Below are 21,117 nucleotides of genomic sequence, written 5' to 3' on the forward strand. Positions count from 1 at the left end.
TTTTTTTGGGGGTGGTGTGGTTGTTTTAGAAGTGTCCGATATTCTTTGCTCCTGTGTCCGATGTTCTCGCTCCTGTGTCCGATGTTCTCGCTCCTGCGTCCGATGTTCTCGCTCCTGTGTCCGATGTTTCCACTCTTGTGTCCGATGTCCTCGCTCTTGCGTCCGATGTTTCCGCTCTTGTGTCCGATGTTCTCGCTCGTGTGTCCGATGTTTCCGCTCTTGTGTCCGATGTTCTACCACATCTGTCCGATGTCCTCGCTCTTGTGTCCGATATTCTCGCTCCTGTGTCCGATATTCTCGCTCCTGTGTCCGATGTTCTCGCTCCTGTGTCCGATGTTCTACCACATCTGTCCGATGTCCTCGCTCCTGCGTCCGATGTTTCAGCTCTTGTGTCCGATGATCCCTCTCCTGTGTCCGATATTCTCGCTCCCGTGTCCGATGTTTCCATATTACATATCTAATGTCAAAAAAAAAAGCTCTCCACCATCTCTAGCAGAGAACTCTTTCCTATTAGTCCATATACTTATTTAAAAACTCATTCAATACTTTGATATACTTTTCTTCATGAATTACAAATGCTTCTCCATGGTTAGCGTTGTCGAAAGTAACCATTTCTGCTTCACTTTTCGTATTTTCATATAATTCATGAGTCATTTCAGTTGGTACAAACGTATCGGCGTTCCCATGGATATACAGAATTGGTCGTTCTGCTTTTTTTACTTGTTCTAATGTTGATGCTTCAGTGAATGAATATCCAGCCTTTGCTTTAGATACTAGACTTGTAGTATCTAATACAGGAAATGACGGCAGCTTAAACATTCTTGTTATTTGATATGAAAATAAATCTTGTACACTAGTAAAAGGACTATCTGCAATAACAACCTTTACATTATCAGGTAACTCTTCCCCACTGGTCATTAGAACCGTTGCTGCTCCCATTGAAAGACCATGCAAAACAATCTCCGTATCTTCCCCTAGTTTTTCAATTAGAAGATCAATCCATTTCACATAATCTAATCGGTCATGCCAACCAAAGCCATAGTAATCTCCTTCACTATTACCATGTCCTCTTGCATCAGCTGTGAAAAAGCTATAACCTAATTCCTCATAATAATACTGACCATACAACCCCATTTGTGAGCCGCTCCCAAGGTAACCATGTGCCATAATTACTAATTTATTCGTGGGCTCTTTTGCTTCAAGGAGATATCCTTTTAAGGTTAGATCATCAAAGGAATTCATTTCTAATTCCTCAAAATCCTGTTCTCTTACCCACTTGCGCCATCCCCCCTCGGTAAACGCAGTCATTGCCTCAGCAGATACTTCTAAATCTTGATTTCCTTGTAAAAAATCTTTTTGACCACGGCTAATTGCTAGATTATAAAAATAAAAGCCTGCAATGATATCTATAATTAATAAAACTGTAATAATCGTAATAACTATTTTAAGAACCTTTTTACGTTTCATCATGCTGCCCCCTCCGAAAACTATAATTCTATTATACAAAAAATTCGGACCATATAGGGGACTTTTCTACTGGTAAGTATTACAAACAGATTACACAATTTAACATTTAGTCGATCGATCACCTAGTTCTTTTCCAACAATCCTAGCTCTTCTTTCACTTCCCTAATCTGATCAATATGCCGTAGTTCATGATAACCAATAAATTCGATGGTCTGTCGCAAGCTTAATTTCCCAAACGCTGGATGGGGGATAGATTTTCCATCGAGATCTATTTGTTCTGCTCTCTTAACTAGTTTCAATAATGCCTCATGAGATGAAGTTAACTTCTCCTTCAATTCTTCTAAACTATTATCCTCTTCACTCGGTAGTAAAGTTTCAGGAGCCTGGACCTTATAGCTACGATTAAGGGTTAACTCAATAGGTTGGTCATCCGCATAAACAAGTTCCCCACTTTTCAATTGTTTCCCTATCATCCTAGTAAATGCAGTTTCAACTAAAAACAAATGCTCTAATATTTGTTTAATAGACCATCGATCATTAGAAGTATTCTTGCTCAAGTTTTCTTCGGCTATTCCATTAATCTCATTCCACAACTCATTTCGAGCTTTCTTATTTACTTCCATGTTCTCCCCCTAGTTTTTAATTATTATAACAATTTTTAGAAAATAATAAAAGTACAGCTATCCCTTATAGCTGTACTTTTAAGTTTAAACATGTCTTCTTTCCATCAAGTGAATCCCTAGTCCCATCAAGAGAACTCCCATCATAACTAAAATGCTAATTGGAAATAACAGTTCCTCCACAGAATATCCATATATTGCGAATCCATTTAAAACCTCCATACCATAGGTTAATGGATTTACTTTGGATAAGGTTAATATCACTTTTGACTCGACAATCTCTAATGGCCAATATGCCCCACCGATCATTGCCATGCTCACTGCAACAATAGGAATTACTGCATTAAATTGTTGAACGTTTTTTACAATAGCAGTAATTACTACGGATAAGGATACAATTGCAAACACATAAGGAATCAAAAGCCCTAACGTAATAAAGAAATTACCATTAAAATCAACTCCAACCAAATATCGAAAAACAAAAAAGATAATGAGTATTTGCAAATATCCCGTAATAAAACTATATATTAAATTCGCCACGTACATCTCCCATTTTCGTACTGGAGATAAAATAACTCGATCCCATACTCCTTCTTTCTTCTCGATCAAAATCGGCAAAACATTATATGCAATCGTGTAAATGACAAAAAATAAGGTGAATCCAAATAAAGCTTGATAGGAGCTATCATAAACAACAGCATCTGAACTTCTAAAACTCCCTGTTTGTATAGAAAAAATCGGGGAACGCATTACCTGTTGAATGTCCATCTCCGTATCTTGTAACTGCCCAACTAATTGTTCCAGTTGATGTTTTTTCTTGTAAATATCACGAATAGATTGTTCAATCATCGTTACATTAGGTGAATCTACTCCAACGATAACTTTAAAGCTATCTTCACCTAAAACCACCCCAACTTCAGCCTTACCATTGGCAATCTGTTCCACCATTTCCGCTTCAGACATCCACTGTAGTGATAACGCATTTACTTCCTCCAACTGTTCCCCAATATAACTATCCCGTATCTTTTCCTCTGTGGCATAGGCTGGAACTTGAAAAGAAGTCATTCCTCCTGCACCACTTAAAAGAAAGGCAAATCCAATTGACATAGCAGTAAAAATCACAAATGTTCCCGGACTTCGTAAAAACAGCTTAAATTTTGCTAATAAAATTCCAATCATTTTACTGCCCCCCTCTTCGGAAAGCTAAATGCTGCAACGATTATAGTAGTGATAGCAAAGATGAGTAAAAACAGAATATGCTCAGAAATCTCGGATAATCCGTCTCCTCTTAAAATCGACAAATACGCTGACATCCCAGCACCATTTGGCGTGAAATTACCCATTGTCCGAATAACCACCAATGAATCACCAATTGGATAGAAGCTTCCTCCTAAAAACGCCATAATCGTAACAATAATACTGGAGAAAAAATTGGTAATCATTTCAGAATTAATACGATAGCTTAAAGCAGTAAGTAGTACTGTTACTCCTCCAACTGCTATAGAAAAAAATACTGTTACAACTAAAAATGCTAATAAGTTTGGCCACGTTACACCAAATGCAATCCAAGCAAAAAGATAAATAATCATTAATTGCATAAATCCAAATAACGCTCCAGATAGAAATACACCTATAAAGTAAACCCATCTTGATACACCTGCTAAGATTACTCGATCAAATACTAAATTCTTTTTCTCATATAACGCCATCGAACCAATGGTTGCAGCAATAAACAATACATTCATCACCGCCATTCCTATACTGTAGTAATCTTTAGATGTAATTGAATTTTTCTGATTAATGGTAGTAACTTCACCAATTATTCCATCTTCATCCATTTGAAGAACGGATTGGTCGAGTTCATTTTTGTTTACAAATACACTTAAGGTAAACTGTTCTTGAAACTGGGTAACAATACTCTCTACAATACTACCCCCTATTTGATGGGTATCATTATATAAAACGGAGAGGGACGGCTCTACATTTTTATCCAATATTATTTTTTCTAGCATGTTATACGTGAAGTTTTCAGGTACTTCAATTATTGCGGTAAAGGTATTGTCTTCTTTAAGTTGGTTAAGCATCGAAGGATTAGTTATATCAAGTTCAACAAATTCTTGAATCTCTTCATTACCAAAAATGTCGTTTTTCAACGTATCAATAACCATCAAATTCTCTACATTTCCACTTATAGATTCTAGCTCTCCTGATGGCATCGTCTCTTTTAGTCCGTCTATAAATTGCTCCACTTGTTCTTTTTCATTTGAATGTTCAACAAAAGCAACCTTGGCACGGATATCTGGATTTTCACCATTCATCCAGCTGCTTAGTGCTGTTCCTAATATGGTAATTAAGATAATGGGTAACCCAATTAACAACAGTAATTGCTGAGGATTCCGAAGTAGCTGTAATCCTTGTTTTTTTATAATATTCCAGGTCATACTACACCCACCTCAGTCCCTTAACGCTCTACCAGTTAAGTGAAGAAATACATCTTCAAGCGTAGGCGTTTTAATATTTACAGAACTCAATTCAAGTCCTGATTCTTCAGCTAGTTTAATTAGCCAAGAAAATATATTTACTTCTTTTGGAACTATGATGGTGATTTCCATTTCACCTACAATTATGCGGTTTACTGTAGGGTTAGTCTTAATCGCATTCACAAATTCATCAGTTAGTCGATTTGCCTGAACTAAAATAGTTTTTTCTGTGGAAAGAATGCTTTTTATTTGTTCCTGTGTTCCAGAGGCAATTAAATTTCCTTTATCCAAGATATAAATTCGGTCACAGAGATATTCTACTTCTTCCATATAATGACTTGTATACAATACTGTCATTTGTTTCTCTGAATTCAGCCTCTTTACCGTTTCTAAAATATAATTTCTTGATTGTGGATCAATTCCAACAGTCGGTTCATCCATAATTAGTAGTTCTGGATCATGCAACATCGCAACTCCAATATTCAACCTTCTTTTCATTCCACCTGAAAATTTATTAACCACTTCCTTCCGTCTATCTGTCAATCCTATTTGTTCTAAAACCTCGTCTATTTTCTTATTTAGCTCTGTTCCTCTCAGCCTGTATAACCTTCCAAAAAATCGCAAGTTTTCTTCAGCGGTTAGTTCCGTATACAATGCTATCTCTTGTGGTACCATGCCAGTAACCTTGCGTAAAGGAGCAGGGTTTTTCAACATACTTTTATTTAAGTAACGTACATCCCCGCCTGTAGGCTCCATTAATGAAGATAACATTGAAATTGCCGTTGATTTTCCTGCTCCATTCGGTCCTAGTAAGCCGACGATTTCACCTTTTTCAATGAACATGCTTACATTTTTCACAGCGTGTATTTGTTTAAATTTCTTTGTTAGTTCAACTAATTCAATCATCCGTATTCCTCCCTATATACTTAAATTACAATAATTGATCATTTACCAATACTAACCACAGTCACAACATTTCTATTTAAAACATGACTTAAGTCACTTTCTTAAAAAAGGCAGTTTTCTATTTGTTTTACAAGTAATGGACAAAAAATAACCTTCTACCGAAATAGAAGGTTATCTTTTTACTCTACTTATAAGAATTACACTAACAAAAATGATGAGTTGAGATATTAATAACATCATACCACCTTGCTTTTGCTCACCAATAGGATAAAAAGGTAGAAGCATTGCAAAGTATTCGGGAGATAATGTCTCACCAGGCGGTAAACATAGCTCCATAGATGCTACAAAAGTAGTCATATCTGTATATACGGTATATAAACTTTCATTAATTAACCATAGAGCCAAGCTAAATGGAACGATCAACATAATATTTAAGACAGAGTATAGGGTCTTTTGGGTAACCGTTAAGATATTCTGAGAAAGTAATGGGATCCATAATAATATTGCCGAAATAAATAAACCCAGCATATAAAAATAATTAGCATAGAGTTCTATTCTTGCATGGTCAAATACTGCAGGTAGATGATACCCATATAACAATAGATAAAATAAACCTATTGTTAAGATCGGATGACTAAGAATCTTTACTATATGGTGAAAGAAGGAAAGTGATAAGAGCTTTTCCAATGGTTTTTGTTTGAAACCTAGTAGTAGAAGGGGTGGTGCCACATATAATAATAAAATAATTTGAATGATATGTGTACTAAATTCTATTCTTCCGATAATATTAATAGGACTGCCAATACCTATAAATAGTATGATAAGCCCTGCTAAATACAATAACGACTTCCAAATCGTATGACGTTGGTCATGTGGCAATAAAAACAAATAAATAATAGCTGCAAAACTTAGCAATAAGAAAATTCCACCATTCCATAATGACGAAAAGTGAAATTCTTCTAAAATGATATCGAGCATTACATTCACCTTCTTGTAAATCGTTCCTCATAACTAAGTATAAAGGATTCAGATTTTACTGTGTGGCGAATATGTAACAATATGTTGAACACTTCAATCCGTTATATCATGTTTTACAGCATAAATAGCTAATTGTGTTCGATCACGTAGACCTGCTTTTTGCAATATATGGGTAATATGATTTTTTACCGTACCAACTGACAAATATAATTCTTCTGCTATCTCTTTATTCGTTCTCCCTTCCCCTACGAGCTTCGTTACAGCTAACTCACGTGTTGAAAGATCAATATCCAAGCTTGTATTTATTTTTGCATTCAATAAACGAGGCATTACTTTTGCAGCTACTTCATCATGAATGGTCATTCCACCCTGCATACAACTGTAAACCGCTTCGATGAGCTTTACAGATTCAGCAGTTTTTAGCATAAAACCATTTGCACCTTCTTTTAACGCTTGTAACGCATATTCGTCATCATTAAATGTTGTTAACATTAATATTTTTATGTGTGGCCATTTTGTTTTAATGATTTTCGTAGTTTCTATGCCATTCATTACAGGCATTCTAATATCCATCATAACAAGATCTATCATATGCTTTTCCACTATCCTAATTGCTTCTTCACCATTTTCCGCTTGATGTGTAACCGTAATATTTGGATCCTGTTCTAAAATTACTTTTAAACCTTGCCTCACAATCGCTTGGTCTTCAACGATTATTACCCTCCACATACATACTCCCCCTGATCAATTGGAAAGCTTCCCTTTACAATAAACTGGCTGTTTGTTTGATAAACCTCAACTTTCCCACCTATCTCTTCCACTCGTTTTTTCATGCTGGTAAGTCCAAAACCATCGGTAAAATTTCTTACCTCATATATAGAATTTGTTATATCAAAGGAAATATCTCCTATTGCAGATTTACCTAGAATGATGTGTATTTCTCTTGATTGAGCATGACGCATAGCATTTGTCAGTGCTTCTTGAATTACTCGATATAAAACTACACTCTGATCGTTAGAAAGTTTAACAGATAACACGCCTTGCTGCGTTGTAAATTGAACCCTAATATGGCTTTCTGCTTCTAATCTACGAATTAAATGTATTACCGTAGCAATACCCTCATTCTCATCCGACTGTAATGCCTTTACTGCATGCCTAGTTTCCTCTAGGCTTTCATTAGCCATTCGCTTTAACTCTCGATAAGAATCTTTCTTTTCCTGTATGGCTAATATCTCTAGCTGCATAATCAAAGCTGTTAATCTATGTCCAACAGAGTCATGAATATCGCGTGCAATCCGATTACGTTCCTGTAGCCTGGTATCCTCTTCAGCAACCAAATTCATCCGTTTAAACTTTCGATATTCGCTTAAAAGTTGATCGTAGATTTCGATTTGCTCTTGCCGTTCATTCGTTAATCGATTCAACGAAATGATAAAGAAGTAAAAAAGCGCGAGCATAAGGATAACCTCTATAAAATTACTTCTGTGATACAGAGCCAAGCCACCAATTATGATGAAATTAACTATGAGATAGTACAGCTCTTGGCTACCCCTCAACTGAAATGCTGAAATAGCTGTAACAAATAGGATGATTAAAAACGTAATAAAAGTCTCATCCATTAATAGTATACTATGTATCATCGTGACTAATGATAGACCTATGTAAAGAAATAGCAGCATCCGTTCTAAGGATAAGAAGAAAAACAGAGTGACTGCTATTGAAAAAATGAATATACTTAAAGAAAGTTGTGGGCTGTATTGCCAAATCATATAAGCCCACAATAGGACAAATAAGCTAAAACGAAGCAAAAAAATCTTCACGATAATAGGCCACCCTTACACTTGTAGACTCTCCACAAACTGCTTTAATACATGTACTGTCTCGACACAATCCTTAAGTTCAGACCATTCAGCAGGGTTGTGACTGATCCCATCCTTACTTTGGACAAAAAGCATCGCAATTGGTAGCTTTTCTCCAACAACCATTGCATCATGACCAGCACCACTTGGCAATTTATATGGTCTAATTCCTTTTTCCTTGAAAGATCTTTCTAACAACTTTTGTGTTTCTTCTTCGATAGGAACAGGATTCACACGCATATTTTCTTTCGATGTAACCGCTACATGATGTTTCTTTCCAACGGATTTTCCTGTATCTATAACGGCTTCAATAAGAGCATCTCTTGTATTCTTATAAATATCACGAATATCAACAAATAACGTTACAGCACCAGGAATTACATTGACCCCATTTGGTTCTACCTGAATTTTCCCAACCGTTGCCACAGCTGAATCACTAAACTGACTAGGTAGTTTATGAACCGCTTGAATAAATTCACTAGCAGCCACTAATGCATCTTTACGATCGTTCATTGGGGTATTACCTGCATGACCTGCTTCTCCAATAAAGGTAAATTCTAACCAACAAGGACCTGCGATACCAGTAACAATTCCACAAGGAAGATTTTCTTTTTCCAGACGTTTTCCTTGTTCAATATGTACTTCCACAAACATTTCTATGTTATCCAGATTTCGATTGGAAGCTGCGTAGCCATCTACCGTTAAACCGATTTCCTCTAACACTTCTGCAAAAGTTAAACCGTTTGTATCAACCTGTTTTTGTTTTTCATCTATATCGGCAGTTCCCAGCATTGCTTCACTACCACCAAAGCCTCCATTAAATCGAGCACCTTCTTCATCCGTAAAAATAACTACTTCAAAGGGTTTCTCTGGTTGGTATCCAGTCTCTTTCCATGCTTCAACAACTTCTAAGGCAGATAAAACACCAAGTGGACCATCAAAATGTCCACCATTTGGAACACTATCCACGTGGGATCCACTTAAGATTGCAGGCAAATCCTTTTTCCCTTCTAGGCGACCAATCACATTGCCCGCACCATCCATACGAACCTCTAACCCAGCTTCTCGCATCCATTTCATCACAAGCTCTTTTGCTTGTTTTTCTTCATATGAAAATCCAGGACGATTGGAGCCGTAATCTGTAGTAAGTCCAATTTTAGAAATTTCTCCTAAGCGATGTGCTAACCTACTTCCTGAAACTCCTTCATAATCTTTATTTCCATCGTAAAGATCCATTAATTTTTTCTCTAAATTAAATGTACTCATTGTTTTCACCTCTTTATCTAAGCCTACCAAAAATATTGCAAAAATTACATACTTTTGGTTGGAGTACTAGTATACTAGGTTTAAACACTAAATTAGGAGTAGTGCATATATGAAGGATACTTATTTTATTACTGGTTATCCTGGCTTTCTAGCATCTAATTTGCTTCAACAACTCATCCAAGATCATCAGCAACATATTGACCAGATCTATTTACTTGTTCTGCCTACCCTAAAAGAACAGGCGTTAGAAGAATTAAGTCGTATTTCTTCTAAGTGCGCATTAAACAACAAACAATTCACACTTATTACTGGAGATATTACAAAGAAACAGCTTCATTTAGATGATAAGGTTAACCGTGTGCTACAACAATCTGTAACCCATGTATTTCATCTTGCTGCAATATATGACTTAGCTGTACCAAAAAATATTGCTTTTACTGTAAATGTAAACGGTACTAAAAATATAAATGACTGGGTTATCACATTATCTGAATTAAAACGTTATATTTATTTCAGCACAGCCTATGTATCTGGCAAACGTGAGGGGCGTATTTTTGAACATGAATTATCTAAAGGGCAATTATTTCGAAATCACTATGAACAAACGAAGTATGATGCCGAGATCTTAGTTCAACAAATAAAAAATAAGGTTCCCACTACCATCATTCGGCCAGGTGTTGTAAAAGGACACTCCAAAACTGGAGAAACCATTAAATTTGACGGCCTTTATTTTATGTTGAATATTTTCGACAAGTTGAGGTTATTTCCTATTATTCCTTATTTCGGAGAGGGAACTGCAGAAGGAAATTTCGTTCCATCAGATTATGTCTTACAAGCAACAAGTTACTTATCTATTCATCCAAATGGAGAAGGGAAAACCTATCATTTAACAGATCCAAAGCCATATAAAATGTGGGAACTACAAAGAATGTTGTCAGAGCACTATTTAGGAAAAACACCAAAAGGAAAAATTCCTATTCCAGTAGCTAAAGCAACATTAGCAAGCAGTTCAATACGAAAATGGTTACAGATAGAACCTGAAGCATTGGATTATTTTACAGTCCATTCCTCATATGACTGCTCTCAAGCAGTAACTGACTTAGAAGGTTCTGGTATTACATGCCCTGATTTCAAAGCTACCATACAGCCAATGATTCAATTTTATCGAAAGTATAAACACGATAACTCAAGACAAATTAAAATCAATTGAAAAAACATCTAGTAAATTTGTCATAACATACAGATTACAGTGAATATTGTACCATTTCTAATTAATTTCATATTAAAACTTTGAAAATATAGTATAATGGTGGGGACAGGAATTGTAGGGTGAATAAGACTTAAAAGCAAGAGGAGCAGTATCGGCGACTTTAAATCCCTTATGAAAGGGGTTGAAGTCTGTGATACCAATTGATAAAGCGATTGAATTGATGCTGATGTTTTCAACGCTCATGTTGTTGGTTGTAAACAGCAAAGAAAAAAAGTAATCAGCCTGTCGGTATGGAAAACCCAGGATAATTACCTTTTTTCGCTCCCTAAATGAAGTCGCCGCATCTTACATGAACTGTCAGAGTCGTAAGTTGCCGCTTACGACTCGATTTTTATTGTATTCAGCTCCATGTGAAAATAATACTGTAATTTTTTTTGAATGGTCGCTAAACACTCCCAAAAACTATTATACAAAATAAACCAAGCTAACTACAATATATTTTTGTCAAAATTTTTAATCTTTTATTTCGATCCATGGAAGCAGGTAAATACTACATAGAATTTAATACTTGCTTCCACGTCTCAATCTTTCCTCTAAATTATTTAATAGCTTGTCCTATTAGTTCTATTATTTACTAACTTTATAGTGTAACCAAACCGAACCATTTCCAATTTTGTTCATGGTTTGTAATTCTAGCTTGGTTATATTTTCTAATTCCTTCAATTCATCACAATCAAAAATAGAAGGTGTAGTTCTTCCACCTACAGCTATTGGAGAAAGAACTAAGCTGATTTCATCAATTAATCCATGTCTTAAAAACGCTCCATTTATAGCCCCACCACCACTTAATCCTAGCTTTCTAAAGCCTAATTCATATATCTTCTCTAGCGCAAGAGACAAATTTATATGTTCTCCCTTACCAGCTTGAATATATTGGATCCCTTTTTCCTTTAATTGATTGATATATTCCTGAGATACATCTTCCCGTGTTACAACTAAAAGCCCATCAGTTTGATACCAATTGACTCGCCCACGGCCGTCAAATACAATATACCCCTTCGATTTTTGCGGCTCATATATGGGGGCCTCTAGTTCCACCCAGTGCTCTCCGTATACCATTAATGTTTCACTACCGGAAATAAGTCCATCACAATTTAGTTCATCATACAAACGATACACCTGATCATGTGCATTCCCATCAATACCTGCCACCGTCCACTCCGCTACATTCCGATTAGGTGCTGTTGTAATCTTTCCATCAACAGAAGAAAAAATGTTCAAGATTACCTCTGGTCTCTTCAAAAAATCACCTCTCTTATAGCTCACTATAATTATACAATAATTTCAAAAATTATGTCATTAAATGTTTGAAATTTTTAATTATTTGTAGAACGATCACATGATCTTCCGTTAATGAAATATAAAAATAGGGTGTTGTCTCATGAAATATATTGCCCTTTTTCTGAATAAAAAAAGGAGGTAACCATTGTCGGAAACCCTCCTTCCACTATTTTTATTTACCAAGATCCTCTGATGTAATAATCCATACTGCTCTTCCGGAGTCAAACGGATCACTAAAATGAAGCTCGTACTCCCCTGACTCTGGAACATCAAATGGTATTTCTCCACGCAATTTTTTATCAGGTGCTACCGTTCCGTCAAACTGTCCCTGTATTCCTTCTGTTAATATAGTAGTTGTATAGCTATACCCCTCTTCGTCATATAACTCAACGTTCATAATAGAACTAACCACTATTTCTTCATCTGAATTATTTTCAGCAGTTAAATTAACCACCACAAATTGGTCATTTTCCGGTTCATCGAATTCTCCGCCTGGCTCTACACGTACTTCATTAAGTGTGACCTTTAAACCTTCTAAGTCAGCAGAGTCACCCACACTCAGTTCTTCTGTATCTTTATCCTCTTGTTTATCACCATTTTTTTCATCTTCAGCAGCATCTTCTTCATTATCATCACCGTTTTCTTCGGTGCCCTGATCTTGGCTTTCCTTATCGTTACCGTTGTCTGCATCGTCTCCACCACAGCCTGATAACACTAGTATAAAAGCAATCAATAAATATAATGTAATACTACTTATTTTGTTCAATTTGTTCCCTCCAAATAAGTTTTATCACATCTATTTATTTCCAAAAGCTTTGAAACTATACGATCCTACCTAATTCAACTTGTTTCTTAAAATACTTCTTCGTATCCTTATGTGTTAAGTAACAGAATGCGGTCTCCCTATCTACAAATTGCACATCTTTTATTTCATCATCATGTGGAATCAACTTGTCTTTATCTCCTATATACTTAACATGAAACATAGTCGTTTCTTGACGATCATAACCAATCTCCCCCCGAATTTTTTCAGGAAAATGAAAACATAACTTCTCATCAAATTGATTTAATATTTTGTAGCTCTTTGTCCCTGTTTCCTCTTCCAATTCACGAATAAGTGCGCTCTCTAGATCAGCATCACGTAATTTTACACCCCCCTTAACAAAATCCCATTCACTCTCCATATCTTGTTTACCGTTTTTCGTATTAATTTTTGATTTATGTACAAGCAAAAACTGATCTCCACATGTTACAATCGCGCCAACTGCTATTCGTATCATCACATCACCACTTTTTAGGAATAACTACTGCGTCACAAGCTTTTTCATAGAACTCCATCGGCCCTGCCCCACCAATTATTGCGTATTCATAGCCTATTTCCTTCATATCTTTTAAACAATGATGCAGTAAGGAATAACCAATTCCTTTCACTCTATTTCGTTTTGCAACTCCCATCGGTCCGAAATAACATTTTTTATGTTGATATACATCGTAAGCAGCAAATCCTATTATTTTCTCAGCATCATCAATAGCAATAAAAATAGACGGATGTTCATCCTGCATACCAGATTCAATGGTACGCATCCACTCACTAGAGAACTCCTTTTCAATAAAAGAAAGTAAATGATCGCTATCAGACTTCATCGCTTTTCTAATCTGTTGAGTATGGGCATCTCTCGGTAAGTTGTAATCCGCTAAATGGGTAATCATATCTCTCGCTGTGGTACCAAGGTTTAATAACAACTGTTTCTGTTGTTCCGTAAAAATACTGTTTATCATAGGATCATTTAATAATGCTTTCAACACATGTCCCTCGTTTATCATGATTTGATTATAACGATGCATGTACTTCTCTGCTTGCTCCAACACAGTTTGTACTCCAGCAGTTAAAGTTGTTTGAAGTTGTTCATGGTATATTGTGGTCTCTTCATCGTTTGGAAAATGAATACTTCGAAGGCTCTCTAAATCTACGCCTACTTTAAGGCTGATTTCAGCTAGAGCTCCTGTTTTTTCTTCAAAAAAACTAATCAATATATGCTCTAGTCTTATAGACTTTTGATTATTCCGATTCATCTCCTCTATTGCTAGGTCAAGTACTCTCCTTAATCGATCGGTATACTTTACAGGTGAATGGTTCAATAATTTCCCTCCTACTTTGAATTTGGATGGTGTGGGAGAGCTTGTGTCCGATGTTCCCACTCTTGTGTCCGATATTCCCGCTCTTGCGTCCGATATTCCCGCTCTTGCGTCCGATATTCCCGCTCTTGTGTCCGATATTCCCGCTCTTGCGTCCGATGTTCCCACTCTTGTGTCCGATGTTCCCACTCTTGTGTCCGATGTTCTCGCTCATGTGTCCGATGTTTCTGCTCTTGTGTCCGATGTTCCCACTCTTGTGTCCGATGTTCCCACTCTTGTGTCCGATGTTCCCGCTCTTGTGTCCGATGATTCCGCTCTTGTGTCCGATGATTCCGCTCCTGTGTCCGATGTTCCCGCTCTTGCGTCCGATATTCCCGCTCTTGTGTCCGATGATTCCGCTCCTGTGTCCGATGTTCCCGCTCTTGTGTCCGATGTTCCCACTCTTGTGTCCGATATTCCTGCTTTTGTGTCCGATGTTCCCGCTCTTGTGTCCGATATTCCTGCTCTTGTGTCCGATATTCCTGCTCTTGTGTCCGATATTCCCGCTCTTGCGTCCGATGTTCCTGCTCTTGCGTCCGATATTCCCGCTCTTGCGTCCGATATTCCCGCTCTTGCGTCCGATATTCCCGCTCTTGCGTCCGATGTTCCCGCTCTTGCGTCCGATGTTCCCGCTCTTGTGTCCGATATTCTCACGCTTCTGTCCGATGATATAACTTTACTGACTCTCTTCTACATTATCATTCGACACATTTCCGCTCTTCTCCTACTTAACTTAATCATTTTCTCCTTAGATAACTCGGCTTTTGCCAAGGCTTTATAGCAATTGCCTTAAATGACAGCACATAAAACCCCCTTCTAACAAGTAAAAAGGGGGGTGCTTACTATTGCTCTAAATTCTTAATCATGTTATAACCAAAAAAATATATACCTAGAACAGTTACTACGCCGCCTATTGCTACAAAAGTAAGGAAAATGTCTCCTGCACCTAGAATTGCTAACGCTAATGCACCCATCATTACTGGTAATCCTATATTGTGTAGCCAAAAGTGAATCTTAGCAGATACTGTTTCAACAAGATGTGGATAAAGATTATAAAAGATACCAGCAATGGCTAATGATACCCAACCTAACAAATTCACATGGACATGCACACCAGTAAGATTATAGTTATGAGCCATAGACATATACAGTCCTAAAGTCACTCCCACAATAAAGTACCAAATTGATATTTTAATTAATGTATTACCCATCGATATCCCCCTCCTTTCAATTTGTTCGTTATAAAGTATATGAAAAGAGTAGAATACAAAAGACTATATTTTTTTCAAATCAAGAAAAATACATTACAATTATCCTAAAAGTCACTGGAGGAATTTTTCATGTCTAACAAATTAATATTAGCCTCATCCTCACCAAGGAGACAAGAACTATTACAACAAGCAATGATTCCATTTTCCACACGAAAACAATCTGTTGATGAAACGCAAATTATTTCAGATGACCCCGTGGAAAAAGTAAGAAAACTAGCAACTCTAAAGGGGAAGAATGCAGTAATTCATCATGATGATGAAGTAATTCTAGCTGCTGATACCGTAGTGTCTTTTAAGCAAAGAATTTTTGAAAAGCCAGTTAACCAAGATAATGCATTTCAGATGCTCACTGCATTAAGTGGAAATACACACGAGGTGTATACTGGTGTTATGATCCGAAGCTTGGAAAAAGAGATAGTATTTGTTGAAAAAACATCGGTCGAGTTTTGGACATTATCAGAAGAAGATATTAATTGGTACATATCCACTCAGGAGCCGTACGACAAGGCAGGTGCATATGGGATACAGAGTATGGGGGCAATATTAGTCAAGAAAATCATTGGAGATTATTACAACGTTGTTGGTTTGCCTATATCACGGGTAGTAAGAGAACTCAGAAGCTTCTCTATATACCCCCAAAAATAACTTTCCCCTCCTAAAAATACCTGTTATGATAAATATTAGATTCGAATTATTCTAAATTTTGGAGGGAACAATGAAGGCGATTCTACTAGGTATTTTATCTGCATTCTTTTTCTCTGTTACTTTTGTCTTAAACCGTTCCATGGAGCTAGACGGGGGAAGTTGGGTATGGAGTGCTTCCCTTCGTTTTATATTTATGCTTCCCATGTTACTAATTATTGTTGGATATAAAAAGAATATGAAGCCTGTACTCCAACATATAAAAAACAATCCACTTTCATGGTTCCTTTGGAGTACCATTGGTTTTGGTTTATTTTATGCACCTTTAACATTTGCTACGATTTACGGACCAGGGTGGCTTGTTGCGGCAACCTTCCAAATCACCATTATTGCTGGTTCATTATTAGTTCCATTGTTATATAAAAATGCTAAACAAGGCATTCCCATTCAAAGTGTTTTTATTTCATTGGTTATTCTAGCAGGTGTATTCCTTATGCAGTTGGAACATGCCTCAGCTGTTCCAATTACTAGTGTTGTATTATGTGTCATTCCATTAATTATCTCAGCTTTTTGCTATCCACTGGGAAATCGAAAAATGATGCAGGTTGTTGATGGAAGTTTAAACACGTTTCAACGAATCTTAGGAATGACTATTGCATCCATGCCATTTTGGTTAATTCTCTCAATCTATGGTGCTATTGCACATGGCGCACCAAGTTCTAGTCAACTTACGCAAACCTTTATCGTTGCTGTTTCTTCTGGGATAATAGCCACTGTCTTATTCTTTTATGCAACGGAACTCGTACGGAATGATAACCAAAAGTTAGCAGGAGTAGAGGCGACACAATCTGGTGAAGTCGTGTTTGCTTTAGTTGGTGAGTTAATCGTTCTAAATATTGCTTTTCCAACAGTTATTTCTTTTATTGGAATGTTTCTTGTAATTTTCGGGATGATATTGCATAGTGTGGTATCATCACATGTTAATAAGAAAAAAAGTGAACTAACCCAACAAGTTTCATAATTTATTACGTAGAAAAGGTGCCCATTAACATGAAAGGCACCTTTTCTATATAAAACGATCAACCAACTTCATACCTGATATTTATAAGAAGTGAAGGATTGAAGATTACCTTATGACTTACTCTCTGCTTCAGCAATTGTTGCTCGTTCTTCTGCAGGTGTTGTTCCTTTGATCAAGAAAGCTAGCCCAAGAGCAATTAAAGATAAAATAGCTGAAACGAAAAAAGCAACATTTACCCCTTGAATTTGTTCAACTAATCCAGGAGAGTTTGATGTTAAAAATGCTTTACTTGTCATTACCGTAACAAGAATTCCCGTACCAATTGATGCGGCAACTTGTCGCATTGTATTATTCATTGCTGTACCATGAGGAATTAGTCGATTGGGCAACTGATTTAACCCTGCTGTTGTTGCCGGCATCATGACCATCGATATCCCTAGCATTCGAATAGTAAATACGATCGCAAGAAAACTTAAAGAAGTTGTTGGTGTAAGCTGTGTGTATAAGAAAGAAGTTACGGTTAATAACGTTAATCCAATGATCACTAGCCAACGTGCTCCAAATTTATCAAAGATTCGTCCATTAATTGGCGACATTAACCCCATTAATAATGCTCCTGGAAAAAGTACTAGCCCCGTATCAAGTGGTGAGTACCCTGCCATGTTTTGCATGTAGATTGGTAATATGGTCTCTGCCGAAATTAGACCTAAAAAGGCAATCATCCCGATGATCGTAGTTATACGAAATGTTTGATTTTTAAATACACGGAATTCCAATATCGGCTGCCTTAATTTGAATTGTCTTTGAATAAATAAGATTAAGGTTACGGCACCAACCATAATTGAAGCGATTACTGATAAACTAGACCATCCATAATTTCCAGCACTACTAAACCCATATAATAAACCTCCAAAGCCAAAGGTGGATAAGATAATAGACAGGACATCAACCTTAGGAAATGTTCTAGTAGTTACATTCTTCATTACAAAGTAAGCGATAATCATATCAATAATTGCTAATGGCAATACGATATAAAATAGTACCGGCCATGTATATTTTTCTAATAACCATCCCGATAGTGTAGGTCCAATTGCTGGAGCAAAACCAATAACTAAACCAACTGTTCCCATGGCAGTTCCTCTTTTTTCAATAGGAAAAATCAGTAAAAATACAGTCATCATTAACGGCATCATTATGCCAGCACCTGATGCCTGAATAATCCGTCCAATCATAAGTATTGTAAAATTTGGTGACACCGCACATACAGCCGTTCCTAACGCAAACAAGGTCATGGCAAACAGAAATAGCCTTCTCGTTGTAAATGTCTCAATTAAAAAAGCGGTAATCGGAATCATAATACCATTCACTAACATAAATATGGTCATTACCCATTGAGCTGTGTTTTCCGTAATATGTAAATCGTCCATCATTATTGGAATCGCCGGAGCTAATAATGTTTGGTTTAAGATAGCTAAAAATGCACCTGGTAGCAATACAGCAACGATCGGAAATTTTTTCATTTGATGAATATCTACTGTAGAAGGTTGCTTCAATCTCCTCATCTCCTTCACGAATGCCGTTTAAATACTCTCTTTAGTCGAATGTTTATTATACCATTTTCTCACGTATATCTACATCCAAATATTTTGTGTTATTTTTCGAAAATTTCATATATAATTTAAACAGCTTCATATAAAACAAGATTACAAGTCGGTGGTGTATAAATGATCCAGTCAAAAAAACTTATACTCTCTTTATCTCTATTTATTTTTCTAGTGATACCTGCATTATTTATATTTGTTGTAAAACAAGGAGAGTTTTCTAAATGGAACCATACTTGGCCAGGCGAGGAAGCTATAGAAAGTCATGAAGCCCTTTATTTGGGATATACATTACATTGGGATGGAATAACCACACCGACTATTCATCATATCTCCTTTATCAAAAAAGATGGATTAATGTTGGGGACAGATGATCAACAGCTTACCATAATACCTTACATGGAGACAGGTGAACTTATCACTGGTGCTATCGATGAAGAGTATGCAATAAGTGAAGGTTTTACTGATTTTTATGTCCCCGTAAACGACTATAGGATGGAAGAAAGCGAATTAAGACTTATACTAAAAGTTCAATTCAAGGATTTCAACCACGATCATGATATTCATCAAATCTTGATCGAATATGAGACACTTGGATTGAAGCAAGAGCAATACATTGATTTTGAGGGCTTTGTGAAAAAAGAAGACGAATAATTTATGAAGCACCCCACTTTGGAAAGTGCTTCTAATTTTTATTCTGTACTATTATTTAAAAATTCGCTCAAACGCTCTTGAAATTCTACTGTTGCAACAGTATAAGCTTTTGTATGACCTGCATTTGGAACAATCCATAATTCTTTTTCTCCACCAGCAGCATCAAAAAGCTCATATGCCATTTCGGTTGGGACTAACTCATCCGAATCCCCATGAATAATAAATAAGGGTTTCGTATTTTTCGTTACTTGATCAATAGCTGAAGCTTCCCCAAAGGTATATCCTGCTCTGATTTTTGTAATCATACTTGTTATATCTAGAAGCGGAAACGGAGGTAAATTATATAGGTGCTTCAATTGATGGTTTAGCTCCTCTTTCACCGTTGTATAACCGCTATCAGCTACAATACCTTTCACTTCTTGCGGTAAATCTTCTCCACTAACCATTAGCACTAATGATGCTCCCATCGAATTACCGTGTAGAATGATTTGTTCAGCTTGGTAATCTTCAATGATCAAATCAATCCACTCTAAATAATCTAGTCGATCATGCCAGCCGTAGCCAATATAATCTCCTTCACTCTCTCCATGACCTCTAGCATCCGGCATTAAAATATCATAGCCTTGATCATAATAAAATTTAACCAAGTCATCCATATGATCTCGATTTCCTCGGTATCCATGTGCTAAAATTACTGCTTTCCCTGTATCCGCTTCATTTTCAATGAAACCAGCTACTAACTTCAACTGATCATAAGAAGTTATTTCAAGAACCTGTGGTTGTTGATTACTATACCATTCTATTGCATCCTTAATAATAGATTGCGCTTCTTCACCTACTGTCGCATTTACCGCTTCTGATTCCTGATGTAATTGTACTTCCGTTCCACGTTTTATTCCTTCATTGTAAAAATAATTACCTGCAAATATCGTAGCTATTATAAAGATCCCAGCTATTATTCCTGAAATCATTATGATTCGCTTTTTCATCATCTTCCCCCATCTCTATGACACGCCCCCTACTACTATTCTATCATTATTTATACTCACATAATTTTTAGTAACAACAAAAAAGAGACCCAAACTAGGTCTCCTAAAGTCACTCCCATTCTAGAAATTCCAGTCTATTTCCAAAAGGATCGGTTACATAAAACCGATTTGCTCCAGGTAAATTTGTGTCATTTAGAAAAGAAACTCCCATCTTAGCTAAATACTTTTTCAGACCTTCAATATTTTTCACATGAATGGCAGGATGGGCTTTCTTAGCTGGGGTAAAAGGTTCCTCAACACCAATATGTAGATGGACAGTTCCAGCTTGAAACCAAACGCCTCCACGTCTTCGTAAGGTATCGGGCTTCTCCACTTCTTTGAACCCCAAAATATGTTGATAAAAATCACGTGCTTTCTGCTCCCCACCAATCGGAGCTGCTAATTGAACATGATCAATTCTATCGTATTCAAATTCCATACCATTTCCTCCCATAATCTTTATAGTTCTAGCTTATGGGAAATACGTACGTTTGCATAATACAAATTACAAATCAAGGATGAAAAGAATTCCTTATATGTACTACAAAAAAATCCTTTGATACTCTCACAGCTTAACGGGAATGAGTTACCGTTTTAC

At 36.5% G+C, this 21,117-nt stretch carries 23 protein-coding genes; 5 read left to right on the plus strand and 18 right to left on the minus strand.

Going from position 1 to position 21,117, the window contains the following annotated elements:
- Window positions 1-25: 25 nt before the first annotated feature.
- From GMD78_RS21960 to GMD78_RS10585, 10 genes are all read right to left on the minus strand, one after another.
- Window positions 26-448 carry a hypothetical protein gene (locus tag GMD78_RS21960; RefSeq protein WP_155668791.1) on the minus strand — a complete coding sequence of 141 codons (423 nt, stop codon included), beginning with the start codon at window positions 446-448 and terminating at the stop codon, window positions 26-28.
- A 62-nt stretch (window positions 449-510) separates the two neighbouring features.
- Window positions 511-1,467 carry an alpha/beta hydrolase gene (locus GMD78_RS10545; protein WP_155668792.1) on the minus strand — a complete coding sequence of 319 codons (957 nt, stop codon included), beginning with the start codon at window positions 1,465-1,467 and terminating at the stop codon, window positions 511-513.
- Between the two features lie 122 nt (window positions 1,468-1,589).
- Window positions 1,590-2,090: a DinB family protein gene (locus GMD78_RS10550; protein WP_155668793.1), complete on the minus strand. Its 501-nt coding sequence runs from the start codon at window positions 2,088-2,090 to the stop codon at window positions 1,590-1,592.
- A gap of 84 nt (window positions 2,091-2,174) precedes the next feature.
- A complete protein-coding gene (locus GMD78_RS10555; protein ID WP_155668794.1) occupies window positions 2,175-3,266 on the minus strand; it encodes an ABC transporter permease in 1,092 nt (363 codons plus the stop codon).
- Window positions 3,263-4,528 carry an ABC transporter permease gene (locus GMD78_RS10560; protein WP_155668795.1) on the minus strand — a complete coding sequence of 422 codons (1,266 nt, stop codon included), beginning with the start codon at window positions 4,526-4,528 and terminating at the stop codon, window positions 3,263-3,265. Before GMD78_RS10560 ends, GMD78_RS10555 begins: the two co-directional genes overlap by 4 nt.
- Window positions 4,529-4,540: 12 nt before the next feature.
- Window positions 4,541-5,473, minus strand: a complete 933-nt coding sequence (locus GMD78_RS10565) for an ABC transporter ATP-binding protein (protein WP_155668796.1) — start codon at window positions 5,471-5,473, stop codon at window positions 4,541-4,543.
- A gap of 171 nt (window positions 5,474-5,644) precedes the next feature.
- The gene (locus GMD78_RS10570; protein WP_155668797.1) at window positions 5,645-6,451 is read right to left on the minus strand and encodes a cytochrome c oxidase assembly protein; all 807 of its coding nucleotides are present in this window, start codon (window positions 6,449-6,451) and stop codon (window positions 5,645-5,647) included.
- A 93-nt stretch (window positions 6,452-6,544) separates the two neighbouring features.
- Window positions 6,545-7,180 (minus strand): response regulator transcription factor, encoded by a 636-nt coding sequence (locus GMD78_RS10575; RefSeq protein ID WP_155668798.1) that lies wholly within the window; start codon window positions 7,178-7,180, stop codon window positions 6,545-6,547.
- Entirely contained in the window at window positions 7,168-8,271 is a 1,104-nt protein-coding gene (locus GMD78_RS21860; protein ID WP_155668799.1) for a histidine kinase, read from the minus strand. Before GMD78_RS21860 ends, GMD78_RS10575 begins: the two co-directional genes overlap by 13 nt.
- A gap of 15 nt (window positions 8,272-8,286) precedes the next feature.
- On the minus strand, window positions 8,287-9,576 hold the full coding sequence (locus tag GMD78_RS10585) for a M20 family metallo-hydrolase (RefSeq protein ID WP_155668800.1): 1,290 nt from the start codon (window positions 9,574-9,576) through the stop codon (window positions 8,287-8,289).
- A 109-nt stretch (window positions 9,577-9,685) separates the two neighbouring features.
- On the opposite strand from GMD78_RS10585, the gene GMD78_RS10590 reads away from it, so the two are divergent.
- Window positions 9,686-10,786 (plus strand): SDR family oxidoreductase, encoded by a 1,101-nt coding sequence (locus GMD78_RS10590; RefSeq protein ID WP_155668801.1) that lies wholly within the window; start codon window positions 9,686-9,688, stop codon window positions 10,784-10,786.
- Between the two features lie 627 nt (window positions 10,787-11,413).
- Here the strand turns inward: GMD78_RS10590 and GMD78_RS10595 are convergent.
- The 4 genes from GMD78_RS10595 to GMD78_RS10610 all read right to left on the minus strand — a co-directional run bounded on the left by GMD78_RS10595 (window position 11,414) and on the right by GMD78_RS10610 (window position 14,266).
- Window positions 11,414-12,088: a RibD family protein gene (locus GMD78_RS10595; RefSeq protein ID WP_155668802.1), complete on the minus strand. Its 675-nt coding sequence runs from the start codon at window positions 12,086-12,088 to the stop codon at window positions 11,414-11,416.
- 211 nt (window positions 12,089-12,299) lie between these two features.
- Entirely contained in the window at window positions 12,300-12,893 is a 594-nt protein-coding gene (locus GMD78_RS10600) for a DUF4352 domain-containing protein (RefSeq protein ID WP_155668803.1), read from the minus strand.
- Between the two features lie 55 nt (window positions 12,894-12,948).
- Entirely contained in the window at window positions 12,949-13,407 is a 459-nt protein-coding gene (locus tag GMD78_RS10605) for an NUDIX hydrolase (protein ID WP_155668804.1), read from the minus strand.
- A gap of 4 nt (window positions 13,408-13,411) precedes the next feature.
- Window positions 13,412-14,266 carry a GNAT family N-acetyltransferase gene (locus tag GMD78_RS10610; protein WP_246187629.1) on the minus strand — a complete coding sequence of 285 codons (855 nt, stop codon included), beginning with the start codon at window positions 14,264-14,266 and terminating at the stop codon, window positions 13,412-13,414.
- Window positions 14,267-14,309: 43 nt separating this feature from the next.
- On the opposite strand from GMD78_RS10610, the gene GMD78_RS10615 reads away from it, so the two are divergent.
- Window positions 14,310-15,083, plus strand: a complete 774-nt coding sequence (locus GMD78_RS10615; protein WP_196493779.1) for a ribosomal eL19 family protein — start codon at window positions 14,310-14,312, stop codon at window positions 15,081-15,083.
- A gap of 61 nt (window positions 15,084-15,144) precedes the next feature.
- Here the strand turns inward: GMD78_RS10615 and GMD78_RS10620 are convergent, their stop codons facing one another.
- Window positions 15,145-15,513, minus strand: coding sequence for a cytochrome-c oxidase (locus tag GMD78_RS10620; RefSeq protein WP_155668806.1), 369 nt, complete (start codon window positions 15,511-15,513; stop codon window positions 15,145-15,147).
- Between the two features lie 129 nt (window positions 15,514-15,642).
- Between GMD78_RS10620 and GMD78_RS10625 the strand changes: the two genes are divergently transcribed.
- A complete protein-coding gene (locus GMD78_RS10625) occupies window positions 15,643-16,218 on the plus strand; it encodes a Maf family protein (protein ID WP_155668807.1) in 576 nt (191 codons plus the stop codon).
- Window positions 16,219-16,288: 70 nt separating this feature from the next.
- Window positions 16,289-17,236, plus strand: a complete 948-nt coding sequence (locus GMD78_RS10630) for a DMT family transporter (RefSeq protein ID WP_155668808.1) — start codon at window positions 16,289-16,291, stop codon at window positions 17,234-17,236.
- Between the two features lie 110 nt (window positions 17,237-17,346).
- On the opposite strand, the gene GMD78_RS10635 is transcribed toward GMD78_RS10630, so the two are convergent.
- Window positions 17,347-18,798 (minus strand): MDR family MFS transporter, encoded by a 1,452-nt coding sequence (locus GMD78_RS10635; RefSeq protein ID WP_155668809.1) that lies wholly within the window; start codon window positions 18,796-18,798, stop codon window positions 17,347-17,349.
- 162 nt (window positions 18,799-18,960) lie between these two features.
- Here GMD78_RS10635 and GMD78_RS10640 point away from each other — a divergent pair, with 162 nt between their 5' ends.
- Window positions 18,961-19,491, plus strand: a complete 531-nt coding sequence (locus GMD78_RS10640; RefSeq protein ID WP_155668810.1) for a hypothetical protein — start codon at window positions 18,961-18,963, stop codon at window positions 19,489-19,491.
- Between the two features lie 38 nt (window positions 19,492-19,529).
- Here GMD78_RS10640 and GMD78_RS10645 read toward each other — a convergent pair whose 3' ends face one another.
- Together GMD78_RS10645 and GMD78_RS10650 are read right to left on the minus strand one after the other, a co-directional pair.
- Window positions 19,530-20,480 (minus strand): alpha/beta hydrolase, encoded by a 951-nt coding sequence (locus GMD78_RS10645; RefSeq protein ID WP_155668811.1) that lies wholly within the window; start codon window positions 20,478-20,480, stop codon window positions 19,530-19,532.
- Between the two features lie 109 nt (window positions 20,481-20,589).
- Window positions 20,590-20,958 (minus strand): VOC family protein, encoded by a 369-nt coding sequence (locus tag GMD78_RS10650; RefSeq protein WP_155668812.1) that lies wholly within the window; start codon window positions 20,956-20,958, stop codon window positions 20,590-20,592.
- Window positions 20,959-21,117: the final 159 nt, after the last annotated feature.

The organism is Ornithinibacillus caprae, from assembly GCF_009728145.1.
GTDB classification, from domain to species: Bacteria; Bacillota; Bacilli; order Bacillales; family Amphibacillaceae; genus Ornithinibacillus; species Ornithinibacillus caprae.

Bases quoted from the DNA above. Each gene is read 5' to 3' on its own strand.
- GMD78_RS21960 (WP_155668791.1), bottom strand. From the start codon at position 448: ATGGAAACATCGGACACGGGAGCGAGAATATCGGACACAGGAGAGGGA.
- GMD78_RS10545 (WP_155668792.1), bottom strand. From the start codon at position 1,467: ATGAAACGTAAAAAGGTTCTTAAAATAGTTATTACGATTATTACAGTT.
- GMD78_RS10550 (WP_155668793.1), bottom strand. From the start codon at position 2,090: ATGGAAGTAAATAAGAAAGCTCGAAATGAGTTGTGGAATGAGATTAAT.
- GMD78_RS10555 (WP_155668794.1), bottom strand. From the start codon at position 3,266: ATGATTGGAATTTTATTAGCAAAATTTAAGCTGTTTTTACGAAGTCCG.
- GMD78_RS10560 (WP_155668795.1), bottom strand. From the start codon at position 4,528: ATGACCTGGAATATTATAAAAAAACAAGGATTACAGCTACTTCGGAAT.
- GMD78_RS10565 (WP_155668796.1), bottom strand. From the start codon at position 5,473: ATGATTGAATTAGTTGAACTAACAAAGAAATTTAAACAAATACACGCT.
- GMD78_RS10570 (WP_155668797.1), bottom strand. From the start codon at position 6,451: ATGCTCGATATCATTTTAGAAGAATTTCACTTTTCGTCATTATGGAAT.
- GMD78_RS10575 (WP_155668798.1), bottom strand. From the start codon at position 7,180: ATGTGGAGGGTAATAATCGTTGAAGACCAAGCGATTGTGAGGCAAGGT.
- GMD78_RS10585 (WP_155668800.1), bottom strand. From the start codon at position 9,576: ATGAGTACATTTAATTTAGAGAAAAAATTAATGGATCTTTACGATGGA.
- GMD78_RS10590 (WP_155668801.1), top strand. From the start codon at position 9,686: ATGAAGGATACTTATTTTATTACTGGTTATCCTGGCTTTCTAGCATCT.
- GMD78_RS10605 (WP_155668804.1), bottom strand. From the start codon at position 13,407: ATGATACGAATAGCAGTTGGCGCGATTGTAACATGTGGAGATCAGTTT.
- GMD78_RS10620 (WP_155668806.1), bottom strand. From the start codon at position 15,513: ATGGGTAATACATTAATTAAAATATCAATTTGGTACTTTATTGTGGGA.
- GMD78_RS10625 (WP_155668807.1), top strand. From the start codon at position 15,643: ATGTCTAACAAATTAATATTAGCCTCATCCTCACCAAGGAGACAAGAA.
- GMD78_RS10630 (WP_155668808.1), top strand. From the start codon at position 16,289: ATGAAGGCGATTCTACTAGGTATTTTATCTGCATTCTTTTTCTCTGTT.
- GMD78_RS10635 (WP_155668809.1), bottom strand. From the start codon at position 18,798: ATGAGGAGATTGAAGCAACCTTCTACAGTAGATATTCATCAAATGAAA.
- GMD78_RS10640 (WP_155668810.1), top strand. From the start codon at position 18,961: ATGATCCAGTCAAAAAAACTTATACTCTCTTTATCTCTATTTATTTTT.
- GMD78_RS10645 (WP_155668811.1), bottom strand. From the start codon at position 20,480: ATGAAAAAGCGAATCATAATGATTTCAGGAATAATAGCTGGGATCTTT.
- GMD78_RS10650 (WP_155668812.1), bottom strand. From the start codon at position 20,958: ATGGAATTTGAATACGATAGAATTGATCATGTTCAATTAGCAGCTCCG.